Origin of the sequence: Acinetobacter lwoffii (assembly GCF_024129355.1) — a bacterium.
Taxonomy (GTDB): domain Bacteria; phylum Pseudomonadota; class Gammaproteobacteria; order Pseudomonadales; family Moraxellaceae; genus Acinetobacter; species Acinetobacter lwoffii_I.
Genome location: NZ_JAMXXP010000001.1, coordinates 44,998 through 62,314, shown reverse-complemented (window position 1 = coordinate 62,314; position 17,317 = coordinate 44,998). Strand labels below are relative to the sequence as shown.

At 42.3% G+C, this 17,317-nt stretch carries 14 protein-coding genes and 1 tRNA gene; 6 read left to right on the top strand and 9 right to left on the bottom strand.

Annotated features, from left to right (window positions below; translation table 11 throughout):
• Positions 1-13: 13 nt before the first annotated feature.
• The 5 genes from NI468_RS00245 to sdhC form a co-directional block, all read right to left on the bottom strand.
• Complete coding sequence (locus tag NI468_RS00245; protein WP_004279434.1) at positions 14-2,836, bottom strand: 2-oxoglutarate dehydrogenase E1 component; 2,823 nt, start codon at positions 2,834-2,836, stop codon at positions 14-16.
• 821 nt (positions 2,837-3,657) lie between these two features.
• The gene (locus NI468_RS00240; protein WP_004279433.1) at positions 3,658-4,368 is read right to left on the bottom strand and encodes a succinate dehydrogenase iron-sulfur subunit; all 711 of its coding nucleotides are present in this window, start codon (positions 4,366-4,368) and stop codon (positions 3,658-3,660) included.
• Positions 4,369-4,382: 14 nt separating this feature from the next.
• Positions 4,383-6,281: an FAD-binding protein gene (locus NI468_RS00235; protein ID WP_004279432.1), complete on the bottom strand. Its 1,899-nt coding sequence runs from the start codon at positions 6,279-6,281 to the stop codon at positions 4,383-4,385.
• A 12-nt stretch (positions 6,282-6,293) separates the two neighbouring features.
• Positions 6,294-6,659 carry a succinate dehydrogenase, hydrophobic membrane anchor protein gene (gene sdhD, locus NI468_RS00230; RefSeq protein ID WP_004279431.1) on the bottom strand — a complete coding sequence of 122 codons (366 nt, stop codon included), beginning with the start codon at positions 6,657-6,659 and terminating at the stop codon, positions 6,294-6,296.
• Positions 6,659-7,057, bottom strand: coding sequence for a succinate dehydrogenase, cytochrome b556 subunit (sdhC, locus tag NI468_RS00225; protein ID WP_004279430.1), 399 nt, complete (start codon positions 7,055-7,057; stop codon positions 6,659-6,661). Before sdhC ends, sdhD begins: the two co-directional genes overlap by 1 nt.
• 1,006 nt (positions 7,058-8,063) lie before the next feature.
• Here sdhC and gltA point away from each other — a divergent pair.
• The 3 genes from gltA (at position 8,064) to NI468_RS00210 (ending at position 11,996) form a co-directional block, all read left to right on the top strand.
• Positions 8,064-9,338 (top strand): citrate synthase, encoded by a 1,275-nt coding sequence (gltA, locus tag NI468_RS00220; RefSeq protein WP_004279429.1) that lies wholly within the window; start codon positions 8,064-8,066, stop codon positions 9,336-9,338.
• A 156-nt stretch (positions 9,339-9,494) separates the two neighbouring features.
• The gene (locus tag NI468_RS00215; RefSeq protein WP_253098965.1) at positions 9,495-9,998 is read left to right on the top strand and encodes a hypothetical protein; all 504 of its coding nucleotides are present in this window, start codon (positions 9,495-9,497) and stop codon (positions 9,996-9,998) included.
• Positions 9,999-10,370: 372 nt separating this feature from the next.
• The gene (locus NI468_RS00210; protein WP_004646285.1) at positions 10,371-11,996 is read left to right on the top strand and encodes an NAD+ synthase; all 1,626 of its coding nucleotides are present in this window, start codon (positions 10,371-10,373) and stop codon (positions 11,994-11,996) included.
• 216 nt (positions 11,997-12,212) lie between these two features.
• Here NI468_RS00210 and NI468_RS00205 read toward each other — a convergent pair.
• Positions 12,213-12,289: transfer RNA gene (locus NI468_RS00205), tRNA-Met, on the bottom strand.
• Positions 12,290-12,524: 235 nt separating this feature from the next.
• Between NI468_RS00205 and NI468_RS00200 the strand changes: the two genes are divergently transcribed.
• Together NI468_RS00200 and NI468_RS00195 are read left to right on the top strand one after the other, a co-directional pair.
• Positions 12,525-12,869: a hypothetical protein gene (locus tag NI468_RS00200; RefSeq protein ID WP_253099239.1), complete on the top strand. Its 345-nt coding sequence runs from the start codon at positions 12,525-12,527 to the stop codon at positions 12,867-12,869.
• A gap of 240 nt (positions 12,870-13,109) precedes the next feature.
• A complete protein-coding gene (locus NI468_RS00195) occupies positions 13,110-13,550 on the top strand; it encodes a universal stress protein (protein ID WP_004279425.1) in 441 nt (146 codons plus the stop codon).
• 40 nt (positions 13,551-13,590) lie between these two features.
• On the opposite strand, the gene NI468_RS00190 is transcribed toward NI468_RS00195, so the two are convergent.
• Positions 13,591-13,932: an MGMT family protein gene (locus NI468_RS00190; RefSeq protein ID WP_253098963.1), complete on the bottom strand. Its 342-nt coding sequence runs from the start codon at positions 13,930-13,932 to the stop codon at positions 13,591-13,593.
• Between the two features lie 159 nt (positions 13,933-14,091).
• Positions 14,092-15,591, bottom strand: a complete 1,500-nt coding sequence (locus NI468_RS00185; protein ID WP_253098961.1) for a cation:proton antiporter — start codon at positions 15,589-15,591, stop codon at positions 14,092-14,094.
• Positions 15,592-15,807: 216 nt separating this feature from the next.
• On the opposite strand from NI468_RS00185, the gene NI468_RS00180 reads away from it, so the two are divergent.
• On the top strand, positions 15,808-16,362 hold the full coding sequence (locus NI468_RS00180; RefSeq protein WP_005246964.1) for a hypothetical protein: 555 nt from the start codon (positions 15,808-15,810) through the stop codon (positions 16,360-16,362).
• A gap of 37 nt (positions 16,363-16,399) precedes the next feature.
• On the opposite strand, the gene ypfJ is transcribed toward NI468_RS00180, so the two are convergent.
• Positions 16,400-17,305 (bottom strand): KPN_02809 family neutral zinc metallopeptidase, encoded by a 906-nt coding sequence (gene ypfJ, locus NI468_RS00175; protein WP_004279421.1) that lies wholly within the window; start codon positions 17,303-17,305, stop codon positions 16,400-16,402.
• Between the last annotated feature and the right edge of the window lie 12 nt (positions 17,306-17,317).

Genomic DNA, 17,317 nt, shown 5'->3' with positions numbered 1-17,317 from the left:
AGAATCTCCTGGATTATTCAGCATCGATCGCAAGCGCGTCGTTGATGAGCTGAGCTTGTTGTTTTGCATGCAAATATGGTGAACCACATGCCGGTGCAGCAGAAGCTTCACGGCCTGCATAGCTAATACGTACTTGTTTACCCGCTTTCATCACGTCGTCATATAGACGCGGTGCGATGAACAACCAAGCGCCTTGGTTCTTCGGTTCTTCTTGCGCCCAAACAAGTTCTTTAACGTTTGGATATTGCGCAAGCACTTCTGCCAGGCGTTTTTCTGGGTATGGATATAATTGTTCAATACGTACAATTGCAGTGTTGTTCAATTCTTTTTCACGACGTTTTTCAACTAGGTCGTAATACACCTTACCACCACACAGTACCAGACGGGTTACATCTGACTTGTTGATGTTGTCTACTTCATCAATCACGGTCTGGAATGTACCGTTTGCAAGCTCTTCAAGGCTAGATACAGCAAGCTTGTGACGAAGTAAAGATTTCGGCGAAGTAACAATCAATGGCTTACGGATTGGACGAATCGCTTGACGACGTAATGCGTGGAAAATCTGCGCAGGCGTGGTCGGTGTGATGACTTGCATGTTGTCTTCAGCACATAGCTGCAAGAAACGTTCCAAACGTGCAGATGAATGCTCTGGACCTTGACCTTCAAAACCGTGAGGAAGAAGCATGGTCAAGCCACATACACGTTCCCATTTGGTTTCACCAGATGAGATAAACTGATCAATTACCACTTGTGCACAGTTTGCGAAGTCACCGAATTGCGCTTCCCAGATGATCAAACTCTTAGGAAGAGTCGTCGCATAACCATATTCAAATGCCAATACAGCCATCTCTGACAATAAAGAGTCATAGATTGCAGTACGCGGCTGGTTTTCTTTCAGGTTACACAGCGGAAGATAAGTTGAGCCATCTACCTGATTATGCAGTTTTGCATGACGGTGTGAGAAAGTACCACGACCTACGTCTTCACCCGTTAAACGAAGCAAGTAACCATCATCTAGTACAGTTGCATACGCCAGAGTTTCAGCAGCACCCCAGTTCAGAGGCATTTCACCCGTTTGCATTTTCAGACGGTCATCAATTACTTTTGCAACTTGACGCTGCATCACGAAGCCTTCAGGAAGCTCACGCATTTTCTTGCCAAGCTCTTTTAGACGTTCGATTGGGAAAGTTGTATCCCACTCGTCTGTGTACTCATGACCTAAGTAAGGAGTCCAATCCACAAACATTTTTTTGTTTGGTTCAAGTACCAGTGCATTGGCAACGTGATTACCCGCTTCCAGGTCTGCACGGTAGTTTTCAACCATTTGATCTGCACTTGCGCGATCAAGAACACCCTGTTGTACCAGTTGATCCGCATAAAGCGTACGCGTAGTCGCTTTCTTGTTAATCACTTGATACATCATTGGTTGAGTTGCAGCTGGCTCATCCGCTTCGTTATGACCACGACGACGGTAGCAGAACATGTCAATCACAACGTCTTTACGGAAGGTATGACGGAAGTCATGTGCCAATTGTGAAATGAACACCACAGCTTCAGGATCATCACCATTCACATGGAAGATCGGCGCCTGAATCATTTTTGCGATGTCAGTACAGTATTCTGTAGAACGTGCGTCACGTGGATCAGACGTGGTGAAACCAACCTGGTTGTTAATTACAATGTGCACTGTACCACCCACGGTATAACCGCGAGTTTGTGACATCTGGAAAGTTTCCTGGTTAACGCCCTGACCTGCAAATGCAGCATCACCGTGTACGATTAGTGGCAATACGTCATCGCCGCCAATGTCTTTACGACGTACTTGACGTGCACGTACTGAACCTTCAACCACAGGGCCAACGATTTCAAGGTGTGACGGGTTAAACGCCAATGCCAAGTGAACTTCGCCACCTGGAGTCATCACGTTTGAAGAGAAGCCTTGGTGATACTTAACGTCACCAGAACCTTTCTTGTGAATAGATTTACCTTCGAACTCACCAAACAGGTCAGCCGGGTTCTTACCCATGATGTTAACAAGAAGGTTTAAACGGCCGCGGTGAGGCATACCGATCACAACTTCTTTACAGCCTACAGAACCTGCACGCTGAATAATTTCGTTGACCATCGGGATGAATGCTTCACCACCTTCAACGCCGAAACGTTTGGCACCAACGAATTTATTACCAAGATATTTTTCTAGGCCTTCAGCTGCAGTTAAACGCTCAAGGACATGTTTCTTTTGATCAGCATTGAAGCCATATTGACCGCGTGCACTTTCTAGACGTTGTTGAATCCAACGTTTTTCTTTGGTGTCCACGATGTGCATGTATTCAGCACCGATTGAACCACAGTAAGTGGCTTCCATTGACTGAACCATTTCAGCCAAAGTCGCTTCTTCTTTACCGATCGCCAGATTGCCAGTATTGAATACTGTATCTAGGTCAGACTGAGTCAAACCATGCGCAGCAAGATCTAGATCAGGCACAACTTCACGCTTCGCCAAACCTAATGGATCCAGTTTTGCTTTCTGGTGGCCACGGTTACGGTACGCTGCAATCAGCTGTAGCACGCCAATTTGACGACGTTCATGCTCTGAACTGACTGTCGACTGAACAATAGGCTGAATACGGCTTGAATTGCGACCTAAAAGTAGGAATTGCTCACGTACATTACTGTGTGGTTGATCACCTTTTGGGAATTTATCGAAGTACGCTCTCCAGTCAGCACCCACTGAGTCTGGAGCAGTCAAATACTGCTCATAAAGTTCTTCAATATACGCTGCACTATCAGCGGAAAGTTCAGTGTCAAGACGCAGAGCGTCAGCAACTTCTTGCATTTGTGGACCCATTTCCTATTGCAAAAACATTTTCAGGATGCTTTTTAAGCAAAACCCAGGATTATTAGCATCAAATTGGTAATATGATACTAGTCCCCCATAAGGCATAAACCATGAGGCGTTATCACCACACCAAGAAAATCTTGATATGTTTAATGAACAATAACGCCCCTCAGCGGCATCATCACTCATTGAATACCCGATCGAAACCGGGCAATTTTTTGCAAATCGACTTAGAAAAAAGCAAGTATTAACAAAGATTTTTTCTAAAGCGACTCGGGTCTACCTTTATATACCAGTCCCTGATTATGCAGTGTTTAAAAAATGTACCTGACGTGGCATTTTTTAAACATAGTCATGGGCTAAATGCTAACATGATCTCAACTTTTCAATTGATTTTTTTGACACATACCTTCCATAAATTGGCTAAATACAGTTCAGATATTTTACTCTAATATATGGTGCTTTATCTCAAAAATAGATTCAATGTAGACTTAAGTCCTAAGCATTTCCGATAAATAAAAAGAGAGCAAACCTTTCAATCCACTCCCTCCTTAAATTTCCGTTATATAATAACATCGTTCTTGCTATTTTTCAGGTCAGTTTTACATCTAAAAATCATAAATACCCAAAATAATCACATGTTCTTCTTATATGGCGCCCAAAGCCATTACTCTTTTCCTGACTATTTCACTCAACTTTATACATTTTAAGTATAGTATCTTTATTTTTATCTTATGATTTTTTAATTTTTCCAATAGTTTGCATAAAAAAAGCACACCTGAAGGTGTGCTTTTTTCTAAACTGCGAAGAGCAGCCTATTAGCCCGCCATATCTAAAAGCATATTACGGATGTGACCGATTGCTTTAGTTGGGTTCAAGCCTTTAGGACATACAGATACACAGTTCATAATGCCTTTACAACGGAACAATGAGAATGGATCGTCAAGACGAGCCAAACGCTCTTGTGTACCCGTATCACGCGAGTCAATGATGAAGCGGTAAGCATTCAACAATGCTGAAGGACCCAAGAACTTGTCCGGGTTCCACCAGAATGACGGGCATGAAGTTGAACAGCATGCACATAGAATACATTCATACAGACCATCAAGATGCTCACGCTCTTCAGGAGACTGTAAACGTTCCTTAGGAGGCGCAGGCTGGTTGTTGATCAAGAATGGATGGATCTTGTTGTACTGATCATAGAACTGGTTCATGTCAACCACCAAGTCTTTCACTACAGGAAGACCAGGCAATGGACGAACAGTAATTTCATTTGGTAAATCGTTCAGGTTCCAAAGACACGCCAAACCGTTTTTACCATTGATGTTCACGCCATCAGAACCACAAATACCTTCACGACATGAACGACGGAACGTTAAAGTTTCGTCCTGTACTTTCAATGCAAGAAGTGCATCAAGCAACATACGGTGCTTGTCAGTCAGTTCAAGTTTGAAAGTTTGCATGTACGGTGCTTTATCCTTGTCAGGATCGTAGCGGTAGATATGAAATGTACGAGTACCTCTACTCATCTGAATTCTCCTGATTAGAATGTACGTGGTTTAGGTGGAATCGCGTCAACCGACAATGGACGGTAACGAACTGGCTTGTACTCTAGACGGTTATCCGCAGAGAACCATAAAGTGTGCTTCATCCACTCATCATCACGACGACCATATGGGTATTCAGCATGGTCTGGAGACTCTTCAAAGTCTACAACCGTATGTGCACCACGGCATTCTTTACGCGCTGCAGCTGAAATAAGCGTTGCTTTCGCAACTTCATACAAGTTTTCAACTTCTAGTGCTTCAATACGTGCAGTGTTAAATACTTTAGATTTGTCTTTCAAGTGAATGTTGCGTACGCGCGGTTCAATTGCAAGAATCTGCTTCACACCTTCGTCCAGAAGCGCAGATGTACGGAATACACCAGCGTGATCTTGAACGATATCACGGATTGCATCAGCAACGTCTTGAGCATTCTCACCTGTAGTCGATTCGTCAAGTTTACGAATACGTTCAACAGTTTCTTGAAGCACAGTTGTTGGAAGTGGCTCATATTCACCATCGTGCTGTTTAGTAACATATTCAATGATATGTTGACCAGCGGCCTTACCAAATACAACCAAGTCAAGCAATGAGTTCGTACCTAGACGGTTTGCACCGTGTACAGATACACATGAACATTCACCGATTGCATAGAAACCTTTTACTGGCTTAGCAAAGTCACGACCTTCAGCATTGGTAGAGTAAACGTCGGTGTCTTTGTTGTAGTTAGCAACAAGCGCTTCTGTTTCAGGAGACTCAGGAACAACCACCTGACCATGAATATTCGTTGGAATACCACCCATTTGGTAATGGATTGTTGGTACTACAGGAATTGGCTCTTTAGTGATGTCAACGTTCGCGAATTTCTTGCCAATCTCGAATACAGATGGAAGACGTTTCATGATCGTATCCGCACCTAGGTGCGTCATATCAAGCAGGATGTAATCGCCTTTAGGACCACAACCACGACCTTCTTTGATCTCTTGATCCATAGAACGTGATACGAAGTCACGTGGCGCCAAGTCTTTCAAAGTTGGTGCATAACGTTCCATGAACGGTTCGCCGTCTTTGTTACGAAGGATTGCACCTTCACCACGACAACCTTCAGTCAACAATACGCCTGCGCCCGCAACACCCGTTGGGTGGAATTGCCAGAATTCCATATCTTGTAATGGAATACCTGCACGAGCAGCCATACCAAGACCGTCACCAGTGTTGATATAAGCGTTTGTAGATGCACGGTAAACACGACCAGCACCACCAGTAGCGAACAAAGTCGCTTTTGCTTGGAATACTGCAATTTTACCAGTTTCCTGATCAATTGCTGTAACACCTAGAACGTCGCCTTTTTCGTTACGGATCAGGTCAAGCGCAATCCATTCTACGAAGAACTGAGTGCCCATTTTCACATTGCTTTGATAAAGTGTGTGAAGAAGTGCGTGACCGGTACGGTCGGCAGCAGCACATGCACGTGGCACAGCTTTTTCACCGTAGTTTGCTGAGTGACCACCGAATGGACGTTGGTAAATTGTACCATCAGCATTACGGTCGAATGGCATACCCAGGTGTTCAAGTTCATAAACCACTTGAGGCGCTTCACGAGTCATGAACTCGATTGCATCTTGGTCACCTAACCAGTCCGAACCTTTTACAGTGTCGTAGAAGTGGTAGTGCCAGTTATCTTCTTGCATGTTACCAAGAGATGCACCAATACCACCCTGCGCTGCAACAGTGTGCGAACGAGTTGGGAATACTTTAGTCAGAACCGCAACTTTCAAACCAGCTTGAGCAAGTTGGTAAGACGCACGCATACCTGAACCACCACCACCAACGATGACAGCATCGAAAGTTTCGTGCGGAATATTTGTGTAATCTTCTTTAGGGTTTATAGCGCCCATGATTGTTTCCTATCAATTCGCCCAAAAAATCTGGATCGCCCAGATTGCATATGCAAGTACAGCAATGATCACTGCTGAAGTCAGTACAAGGCGTAAACCTGAAGCTGAAGGACCCATTTGACGAGTAGTCACATAATCCGTGAATACCTGCCACATGCCGATCCATGCGTGTGCAACAAGAGATAAGACCGCCAACAAAGACATGATCTTCATTGGAACTGTCATCATAAAGCCGTACCACTGTTCAAAGTTGAAACCACCATTCAGTAGAATCCAACCCAGTACAACAACGGTATAAACAGCTAGAACTACAGCACTGACACGTTGGAGAAACCAATCGCGAGAACCTGAACCTGTTAAACCAGTAGCGCTTTTCATTAGAGTACGATCCATACAAATGCTGCAACAATACCGATTGCAGACAAGATTAATGCGATAGTAGATGCAACACGGCCACTTTCTAGTTCTTCAGCAACGCCAATGTCAGCAAGTAAATGCTTAACACCCGCAATAAAGTGAAAAATCATGCCGGCGACAAATACCCATACAATAAAGCGAACAATGAAACCGTTAAAGATTTCTTGAACTTGCGCAAAACCTTCAGGCGAAGACAATGACTTGTCTAAAATCCATAGAAGGACCGGTACGAGTAAGAATACGATAACACCTGAAAGACGGTGTAGAATTGATGCAATAGCCACGGGGGATTTTAAGTTTACTTCTAAAACTTGACCCATGGACAAATTGACAGGTCTGTTGCTTTTCACAGCGGGCATCCTGTAAGTAAAAACTCCATCCGGAGTTTGTTGGAATTAATTCGAAGGAAAGCTGGCATTCTCAGGCAAATACATGCCTAAAATCAAAACGACACTGAATTATAAAACGTGAACTATTAAAATACAAACGGCTGAATTTGGCTTTTTGGATAAAAAACCATTAAATAAGAATCATTAACAACAATAAGTCAGACTTTATATATTATTCCACCCTTTCAATTCCTATCTATATGATTGTTTTTAAATAATTAAGATGATTAATTTACTCGGTTTTCAGCCTACAGGATCATGTTTGAGTTTTAGACTAAAGACGCACAGTTCCATCACAAATATTATTTAAATCTCTTTTTAATTCAGATTTAAATCAAGCGCCTATATTTAACAGACCACTTGCCCCAATTCAGCAGCAGCACAGTGATTCAGATAACCTGATGTTAAATAGCGACTTAGTGCATCAGATGATGGGTTTTTCAATCAATTTGAAGCATTTAGATTCAAAAAATCATTCATTTATTTTTATCCTGCCTAGCTTTGCTGCAAAGTTGGCCATTTATTAAGCTATTTTTTAATCAATTAAAACGGATTTAAAATTCAATTAATTGCTTTTATTTATAATTCCACCTGTGAAATTCAGCTTGGTAAAAACGATGTAAGTTATGAGATTTATATAGTTTTAAGCATATTCACCTTAATCTCTCACTATTTTCGCTCGCATTTCTTGCTACGAAAAAACGCTTACAAATGCTCCAGGCAGTCTATTTTTTTCTGCACCTCTGCATCAATTTGACTTATTATAGAGGTTTGATGCTGTGATTTTACTGAACTTTTTATACTGAGCGAATATGACTAAACCGCTGTGCGGCCGCCATTTTTTCATCCATAAGTATAATTGACAAAATTTCAGTACTCACTAATCTTATAGCAAATTTTTGATCCGTCCGTTTTGTGCATTAAAAGATTGATAGACAAAGCGGATATACATTCACCAGGACAGGAGATCTATTGAATGTCTGAAGCAACTGGCAAGAAAGCCGTTTTACAGCTTGATGGCAAAGAAATTGAACTACCAATTTACAGCGGCACATTGGGCCCAGATGTAATCGACGTTAAAGATGTGTTGGCTGCAGGTCACTTTACTTTTGATCCTGGTTTTATGGCGACAGCTGCGTGCGAGTCTAAAATCACGTTCATCGATGGTAACAAAGGTGTACTTTTACACCGTGGCTACCCAATCGATCAATTGGCGACTAAAGCTGATTACCTGGAAACTTGCTATTTATTGTTAAATGGCGAACTTCCAACTGCTGAGCAAAAAGAAGAATTTGACGCTAAAGTACGTAACCATACAATGGTTCACGATCAAGTTAGCCGTTTCTACAATGGTTTCCGTCGTGATGCGCATCCTATGGCGATCATGGTAGGTGTGGTTGGTGCGTTGTCTGCATTCTATCACAACAACCTTGACATCGAAGATGTGAACCACCGTGAAATCACTGCGATTCGTTTAATCGCGAAGATTCCTACGCTGGCAGCTTGGAGCTACAAGTACACCATCGGTCAACCATTCGTTTACCCACGTAACGACCTTGGTTATGCAGAAAACTTCCTGCACATGATGTTTGCTACTCCTGCAGACCGTGATTACAAAGTTGATCCGATTCTTGCAAAAGCAATGGACCGTATCTTCACGCTTCATGCTGACCACGAACAAAATGCGTCTACGTCTACAGTACGTTTAGCTGGTTCTACTGGTGCTAACCCGTATGCATGTATCGCTGCTGGTATCTCTGCACTTTGGGGTCCTGCTCATGGCGGCGCGAACGAAGCTGTTCTTAAGATGCTTGACGAAATCGGCACTGTAGAAAACGTTGCTGGCTTCATGGAAAAAGTGAAGACTAAAGAAGTTAAACTGATGGGCTTTGGTCACCGAGTTTACAAAAACTTCGATCCACGCGCGAAAGTAATGAAAGAAACTTGTGACGAAGTTCTTGGTGCACTTGGCATCAATGATCCACAGCTTGCACTGGCTATGGAACTTGAACGTATCGCACTTTCTGACGAATACTTCATCAAGCGTAACCTATACCCTAACGTAGACTTCTACTCAGGTATCATCCTTAAAGCGATTGGTATCCCGACAGAAATGTTTACTGTGATCTTCGCGCTTGCACGTACTGTTGGCTGGATCAGCCACTGGTTAGAAATGCACAGCGGTCCTTACAAGATCGGTCGTCCTCGTCAGCTTTATACTGGCGAAGTTCAACGCGATATCGTTCGTTAATTCGAACCGCGTCGAAAGACTCAAGAAAACCACCCACCCGGGTGGTTTTTTTAGCACTGACAAAAGCCTACAAAAAATTGACCTGAAACGTTTTAAAATGAATATATCAAAATCATATTCACGGATTAAGTCACCTAAAAACAGGACGTATATTGAATGCTGTTGTATTTTCTGCCCTTTATTTTGAGACTGGTTCGTTTTGAACAGTTTAAGTGCCGCAGTTTAACGTCTGGTGAAATCAAAATTTCCCAACGAGTATTTGGCAACCTGATCGATTATTCCCGCGTTAAAATCATGAATCACCCCTACCTGCCCTGGCAATCCAAACATGTCATTATGGCGCCCAGTGGCTACATCCATGTACGCAATTTAAATTATCAGGAAGATTATTCGCGCGAGAGTTTATCTTATCAGGCACTATTTATTCATGAGATGGCGCATATTTATCAACACCAATGTCAGATCAATGTGCTTTTAAAAGGGGCATTTTTACAAAGTGCTTATTTTCTCAGCTTGGGAAAATATAATCCGTACAAATATCAATTTAATCCCAACAAATCATTTTCAACCTACAATATTGAACAACAAGGCGATATTGCCCGAGATATTTTTCTAAAAAAAATTCCGAATATTATTTTAAATCCCCAAATAAACAGATGATATTTAATCAGTTTAATTCTAAGCAATATAGCTAAGGCATATTTTAAAAGCCCAAATTTCGACTTCAGCCTTTAAATTTATATACGCCTAGATGCATAAAAAATCAGCATATTTTCTAAGTTTATATAATAACTTTTTTCACTCAATGCCTGTTCTGCTAAATCAGCTCTAGCTTATCGATAAAATTTCGATAAAATAAGCCGGTATGATTATTTTGCATCGCAGATTAAGATTCAATGATCATGCGATAAAAAGTTTTTTATTTAAGCCATTTGGCATTTTATGAATATCGAAGTGCACTCAACTGAATAATTATAATTATAAAAATCAGTAATTTAGTGTATCAACCTATAGGAATAGGATTTACTTGGAATGAAAAGTTTTAAAATTGCGATTGCTCAATTCTCTCCACATGTGGGCAATCTGGATGCAAATACGCAAAAAATGATTGATCTGGCCAATCAGGCTAAAAAAGATAAAGCAGATCTGATTATCTTTCCTGAACTTTCAACATTGGGCTATCCTGCAGAAGACTTATTAATTCGCCCAAGTCTGGTGAAACGCACCAAAGCTGCTTTTGAAAAACTGACTGAAGTAAAAGATATTGTCATGGTCTTTGGTTTTGTTAATCAAACTGAAGATGGTCAGCGTTATAACTCGGCTGCTGTCATGAAAGATGGCGAAGTACTGGGTGTTTATAACAAGCAAGTGTTGCCAAACTATGGCGTATTTGATGAAAAGCGTTATTTTGGCGAAGGTCATCAGCATCTGGTTTTTGAGTATCTTGGACATAAATTTGGCGTACTGATCTGTGAAGATGTCTGGTCTTTGGCGACTGTTCAGCAACTGGCAAAACTGAATATCGACACAGCTTTGGTACTGAATGCCTCGCCATATGAAGTGGGTAAACCACAACATCGCATTGAAACCATGGCGGCCTTGGTCAAACAGCTGAATATCAATCTGGTGTACTGTAATCAGGTCGGTGGTCAGGATGATCTGATCTTTGACGGTACCAGTTTTGTGCTGAACAAATCTGGCGAGGTGGCTTTACAGGCACCAACTTTCCAGGAAAATCTGGCAATTGCAGAATTTAATGCTGAACAACTGCAATTCAGTAAAGGTGCAATTGCACCTGCTTTAGACACCATGGCTGAGATTTATCAAAGCCTGGTCATGGCTACACGTGATTATGTACAGCGTTCTGGCTTCCCAGGTGTGATTCTGGGACTGTCTGGCGGCATTGACTCTGCCCTGACCCTAGCGATTGCTGTAGATGCGCTTGGCGCAGACAAAGTTCAGGCTGTGATGATGCCTTATACCTATACCGCACAAATCAGTGTAGAAGATGCAGCGGCTCAAGCCAAAAATATGGGCGTGACTTTCGGTATTGCCGAAATCAATCCAGTGGTAAGCGGCTTTATGCAGGTGCTATTCCCATTCTTTGGCAATGCTCCAGTCGATGCCACCGAGGAAAACCTGCAAGCACGTTCACGTGGCACCTTATTGATGGCCCTGTCTAATAAATTCGGTAATCTGGTGCTGGCAACCGGTAATAAATCTGAACTAGCTGTCGGTTATTGCACCCTGTATGGCGATATGGTCGGTGGTTATGCAGTTCTGAAAGATGTATATAAAACCATTGTGTTTGAACTGGCGAAGTATCGTAACAGCATTTCAGAAATTCCAGTGATTCCGGAACGTGTGATTACCCGCCCACCTTCAGCAGAACTGCGTCCGGATCAGGTCGATCAAGACTCTTTGCCTGCTTATGACATTCTGGATGCGATCTTGTATTCGTATATTGAAGAAGATATGAGTCAAGACGATATCATTGCCAAAGGCTTTGATGCTGAAGTCGTGAAAAAAGTGATTCGTCTGGTTGATATCAATGAGTACAAGCGCCGCCAAGGTGCCATTGGACCACGTATCAGTTCACGTTCTTATGGCCGTGAGCGTCGTTATCCAATCGTCAATGGATGGAAAGCAGGTAGCTAAATTCTGCTCTCAATGATGTAAATCAGAATCGTCCAAGTGAATGCTTGGGCGATTTTTTTATGCGACAGTAAAATGAAGATCAGACTCAATATTAAGGAAAAATGATGTTTTGAGAAATCTGAAAAAATTAGTGGATGCTTCAAATATTTTTTATAGTTTGCAGTACTTTTTAAAAGACAAAAAAAGAGACCAAGCTGAGAGCTTGGTCTTTTAAAATGGTGGCTATGACGAGACTTGAACTTGTGACCCCCGCATTATGAGTGCGGTGCTCTAACCAACTGAGCTACATAGCCGTAAACTGTGTGCGCATTATCGTAATTTCAGCTTCTATCGTCAAGCATTTTAAAACACAAATGTTCAGTCTTTATGCAAATACGGAATAAACTTTTAAATTTTAAACAAAAAAGGTTTTTTTAGTATGTAATTCACGCATTCATAGCACCCTTTAATTCTTCGAGGATTCATCAAATGTATAAAATCAAAATATCTATTTTACTCATTGGCCTTTCAAGTCTGAGTGCCTGCTAGATCATCTCGCCTATTTTCGTAGATTATAATGGCGTCAGACGTGATGTGGCACAGTGGATTAATCAGCAGCAACTGATGAGCATGCAGCAAAAACGATCTTTGGCACAACTCAGCAGAGCACAGCAGAAAATCGAGCCCTATCCGGAATATGAGCAGAGTCAACGACTGGCGGTAACCCGGGAAAATCAGATTGCATTACATTGTGCGCGTTTACATGTGACAGAACATAAAATCCGGCAGCTACAGCAAAAAATTTATGCAGGTGAAACTCAAACAATTTTAAATCGTTATGAACAGCTGTCACCGCAAATAAAATTAGACCCGACCTCTATTCGATGTGATTAATCACTGTCTTAAGCTATCACATTAATTACATATAAATTATTAACTTAGGCTAAATAAACAACTCGGTTCAATAGCTCTAAACAGGTGCTTTATTCTTTAATCTATTAGACATTATACCTATGTATTTACTTGGTTTTATTTTTATACAATACAGGCTATGATCAAAGTATAAACAACTATTCGTACCCGGTTTAACGCGTCATAATTTTATAACTCTAAATTCCCCTTAGGAGAATTCTAATGCCTTTTGAACATATTTTAGTACCTGTTGACGGTTCAGAAACATCGTATGCTGCAGTAGATAAAGCTGTAGAAATTGCCAAAGCATTTAACAGTAAAGTCACAGTGGTTCAAGTGCTAGCGCTGGACCCTTATATCGCTGCAGAATATATCTCTGCGGCACAAACCAATGACCTGATTGAACGTGCCCGCACTTCCATCCTGAAAACGCTGGATGAAGCCAAAGCAAAATTCTCTGGTGCCGGTGTTGAAGTGGATACACAGCTCCTTGAGGGTCAGGTAATTTATAGCGAGATTGTCAAAGCAGCTAAAGATTTAAATTCTGACCTGATCGTGATTGGTTCTCATGGCCGTACTGGCTTCAAAAAACTGTTCCTTGGCAGCGTAGCGCAAAGCATTCTCGGCCAAGCGGATATTCCAGTAATGGTGATTCGCAACTAAATCATCTTTAAAATCCCCACTTTTCACCAAGTGGGGATTTTTATATCTCTACTCGACCATCCCATTGATAGCGTTTTAAATCCACTCGATCACCTCTAAAACAAATTCCTTCCTGCATAAGTTTTTGCTGCTGGATATTCTGGCCATATTCGTCTAGTTGCTTCACACTGATTTTCGCCTGGGCATTGATCACCCGATACCAGGGAATATTAGTGTCCGAATCTAGATGACTTAATACCCGTCCGACCAATCGCGCATGTTTGGGTAAACCTGCCAGCCTGGCAATCTGTCCGTAGGTGGCGACTTTGGCATATGGAATCTGATTGACCACAGCCAAAATCATTTCTACCATTTCCTGACTGGCTGAACTTGTCTGGGTCATTTTCATCTCATTAATAGCTTATTTAAATCAAAAATCACAATCCACCCCCAGTAAAAAAGCTATAGGAGAGTGATTAAGCCTGATGAAATACGCTGATTCAAGCTCTCATCTCACTATAAAAACCAATCTAACAGTCTCTTGATCTTCTAAGTTTTATCTTTAGAAATTATCCGGATTTTCCAGTCTTTTTACTTCCTGAACTTTATCTGGATGATGCACCGTGGCAACGCCATCTGCATCTTTCTGATCAATCAGAATTTCTGGCTGAAAGATAGTAATAGTCTCATTTCCTTTGGCATCTTCTCCAACAATATAGCGAAAACCCTTACGATTCATTTTATGACACATGCGTTGATACCAGCCTTTAAAGCCCTGCGTCTCTTCATTGGGATTATAATAAAACGCATTCATCACCGCAGGCAGGCCCAAGCCACATACCACACCGGACAATAGCACTACAATAAAGGTATAGCCCACCAGAATACTGCTATAGGCTTCCAGCTGAGGAACATTGGCGACCGCCAGAATTAAGGCCAAAGAAATCCCGCCCCGTACTCCGCCCCAAGACAGGATGGTCAAACTGCCGTTATAGCTTTTCTTGCTGACTTTTGGGAACATGGCAAAGGCCAGATAGTTGGCTGCAAAACGGGCCAGATGTAGAATCACAAAAGCCACCATTCCGCCCAGAACCAGACTAGTACTCAAGTCCAGAATAAACAATTCTAGACCAATCAGGGTAAACAGGAATGAATTGATAATTCCCTCAACCGTATGCCAGAAATGATTAACGTCACCAATTTCAGCATCTGCCAGGATTTCTTTCCATTTATTGCCAACAATCAAACCACCAATCACACAGGCAATTGGCGCGGAAGCATGTGCCAGCAAAGCCACCAGATAGGAACCACAAGCCAGCAAGGCCGTGGTCAAAATCAGAGATTCCATTTCATGCTTACCGCGCAAAATCCGCAAGATCGCAAAACCAAATCCGAGACCAATCAGCACCGCCACGACAATTTCATAAAGCAAGGTTTGCAGCACTGCCAGTACCGTAAAGTTTTCACCTTGCAGAACATTGAGCAAGGTCATAAATAAGGCAATACACATTGCATCATTAAACAGTGATTCGCCTTCAAGCTTGACAATCAAATGATGCGGTGCACGAACCGAACTCAATACCCCTTTAATGCCGATCGGATCTGTGGCGCCCAAGGCCGCCCCTAGCAATAGCAAAACCAGCAAGTCAACATGCTTACCAATCAGGAACTGATAACCATACAACACCACGCCAAAGAACACTGCACAGAACACCAAAGCCAGACCAGCCAGAATACTGATCGGCCGCCAGTGATTACGCAAATCTGAAACCTTAAACTTCAGCGCAGATGAAGTCAGGATAAAACAGATCACCCCATTGATCAGAAAGTCATAGAAATCGATGTGACGAACAGCCTGCTCGATATTGTCAATATTGATGCTAAAGAATGGATTACCATGCAGTAAACTGGCGCCCCACTGCAAAATGAAAACAAAGATTGCAGAGACAATAGGGACACCGATCGCTTGCGGAAAGCCTAAAACGCGCTTATTAAACATGGTCGTGGCAATAGACAGAGCAAAGACCACCGTGAGTAGCTGAAGAAAAAAGAAATTTCCCATTCGGTTTCCTAAAATCGGGCGATATGGAGCACTATGCGCCGAGAGGCGTTGTTAAAATAGAGATTTAAATAGCAAGGTATTCTGGCAAAACAAGTTTAGTCCGCTTTTTTATCGAATTGAGTTAAGTTTCTTTTCAGTATTTTCGAATGATGATTTAACATACAGATCAGCACTCGGCTTTTGCTTTCCCATCATTCTATTTTGAATTTTTCTCCCATGCATCAAACTGTCAAAACCATTTTTCGTCTCTGTTTTGCCAGCGTGATTTTTCTGATCACGTTGTCCTTATGTTTTACCTGCTTTGCTAAAATTCAGGAAATTCTGCAAGCAGAACAGCATTATCAGCAAGCCACCAGCATTCCCTTAAAAAGTACAGCCGGCGAACAGTATGTATTGGTGTCCAATAACCAGCGACCAGACAATGCAATTTTTATTCTGATTGCAGGAAATGGTTATGTGGCCAAAATCAACTGTGAACATTACAGCGCTTTATGTAGCGATGAAGACAATCAATCGCATACCCGTCAAATCCAGACTGTTGACTTAATCAAAGCGGGAAATCTGTTCTATATTGAAAAAATCCAGTTCAGAGATAGCCGAACCGGCAAAGCAACTGCTTTAGAATATAACAAACAAGAAATTCAGCAGTTTTATCAGAATGACATCAGCAACCTCAAATATACAGTCTTTGCAATTGCACTGTTTGCTTTGGCTGCATTATTTGTCAGTATCAAGATATTAAGAAACTTCCGGCGTTTTCTGCATAAATAAAAAAAGGAGCATCTGCTCCTTTTTTTATCGAAGTCATTTAAATATTTTGATTAAAGGTATCACAATTCGCAACTTGACCGGATTTCAAGCCGGTGTTAAACCATTGTACCCGCTGCGCGCTGCTGCCATGGGTAAAGCTGTCCGGCACCACCTGCCCGCGAGCACGTTTCTGTAAATAATCATCGCCAATTTTATGGGCGGCATCCATCGCTTCCTGCACATCACCCTGTTCCAGAAATTGGGTACGTTCATGATTATGGTAAGCCCAAACGCCGGCCAGACAGTCTGCCTGCAATTCTTGACGCACTGAAAGCTGATTACTTTGCACTTCGCTTGCTTGCTGACGTGCTTGCTGTACTTGAGAAGAAATACCTAAAATCGTCTGGATATGATGCCCCACTTCATGGGCCACGACATAGGCCAGCGCAAAATCCCCCGCCTGATCATTGCGGGAAAGTTCGGTGGCATTCTGTTCTCCGGTAATGCCCATTTGGGTACGCATATCTTTAAAGAATGCAGTATCGATATACACTTTCTGGTCTGTCGGGCAGTAGAAAGGCCCCATCGCTGCCTGAGCAGTACCACAACCAGAATTCACGATGCCGTTAAACAACACCAGTTTCGGTGGGACATACTGCTGATTTAACTGCTGCTGAAACACCTGATTCCAGGTATCTTCAGTATCTGCCAATACAGTTCCAACAAAATCAATCGACTCCTGCTGTTCTGGCGTGGGATTTTCCAGGCCACGTGTTTCTGCCGCACCCGATACCCCCTGAGTGACCTGCTTGGTGGTTTGATAAGCCTGTTGTGGATCGACACCGAAAAACTTCCAGGCCACAAAGGCCACAATCAATCCAACAATACTGATTCCGCCAGCTTTGGCACCACCACCACGACGGTCTTCTACATTGCTACTGACACGACGACCTTTCCAACGCATAGTCTTTTCCTT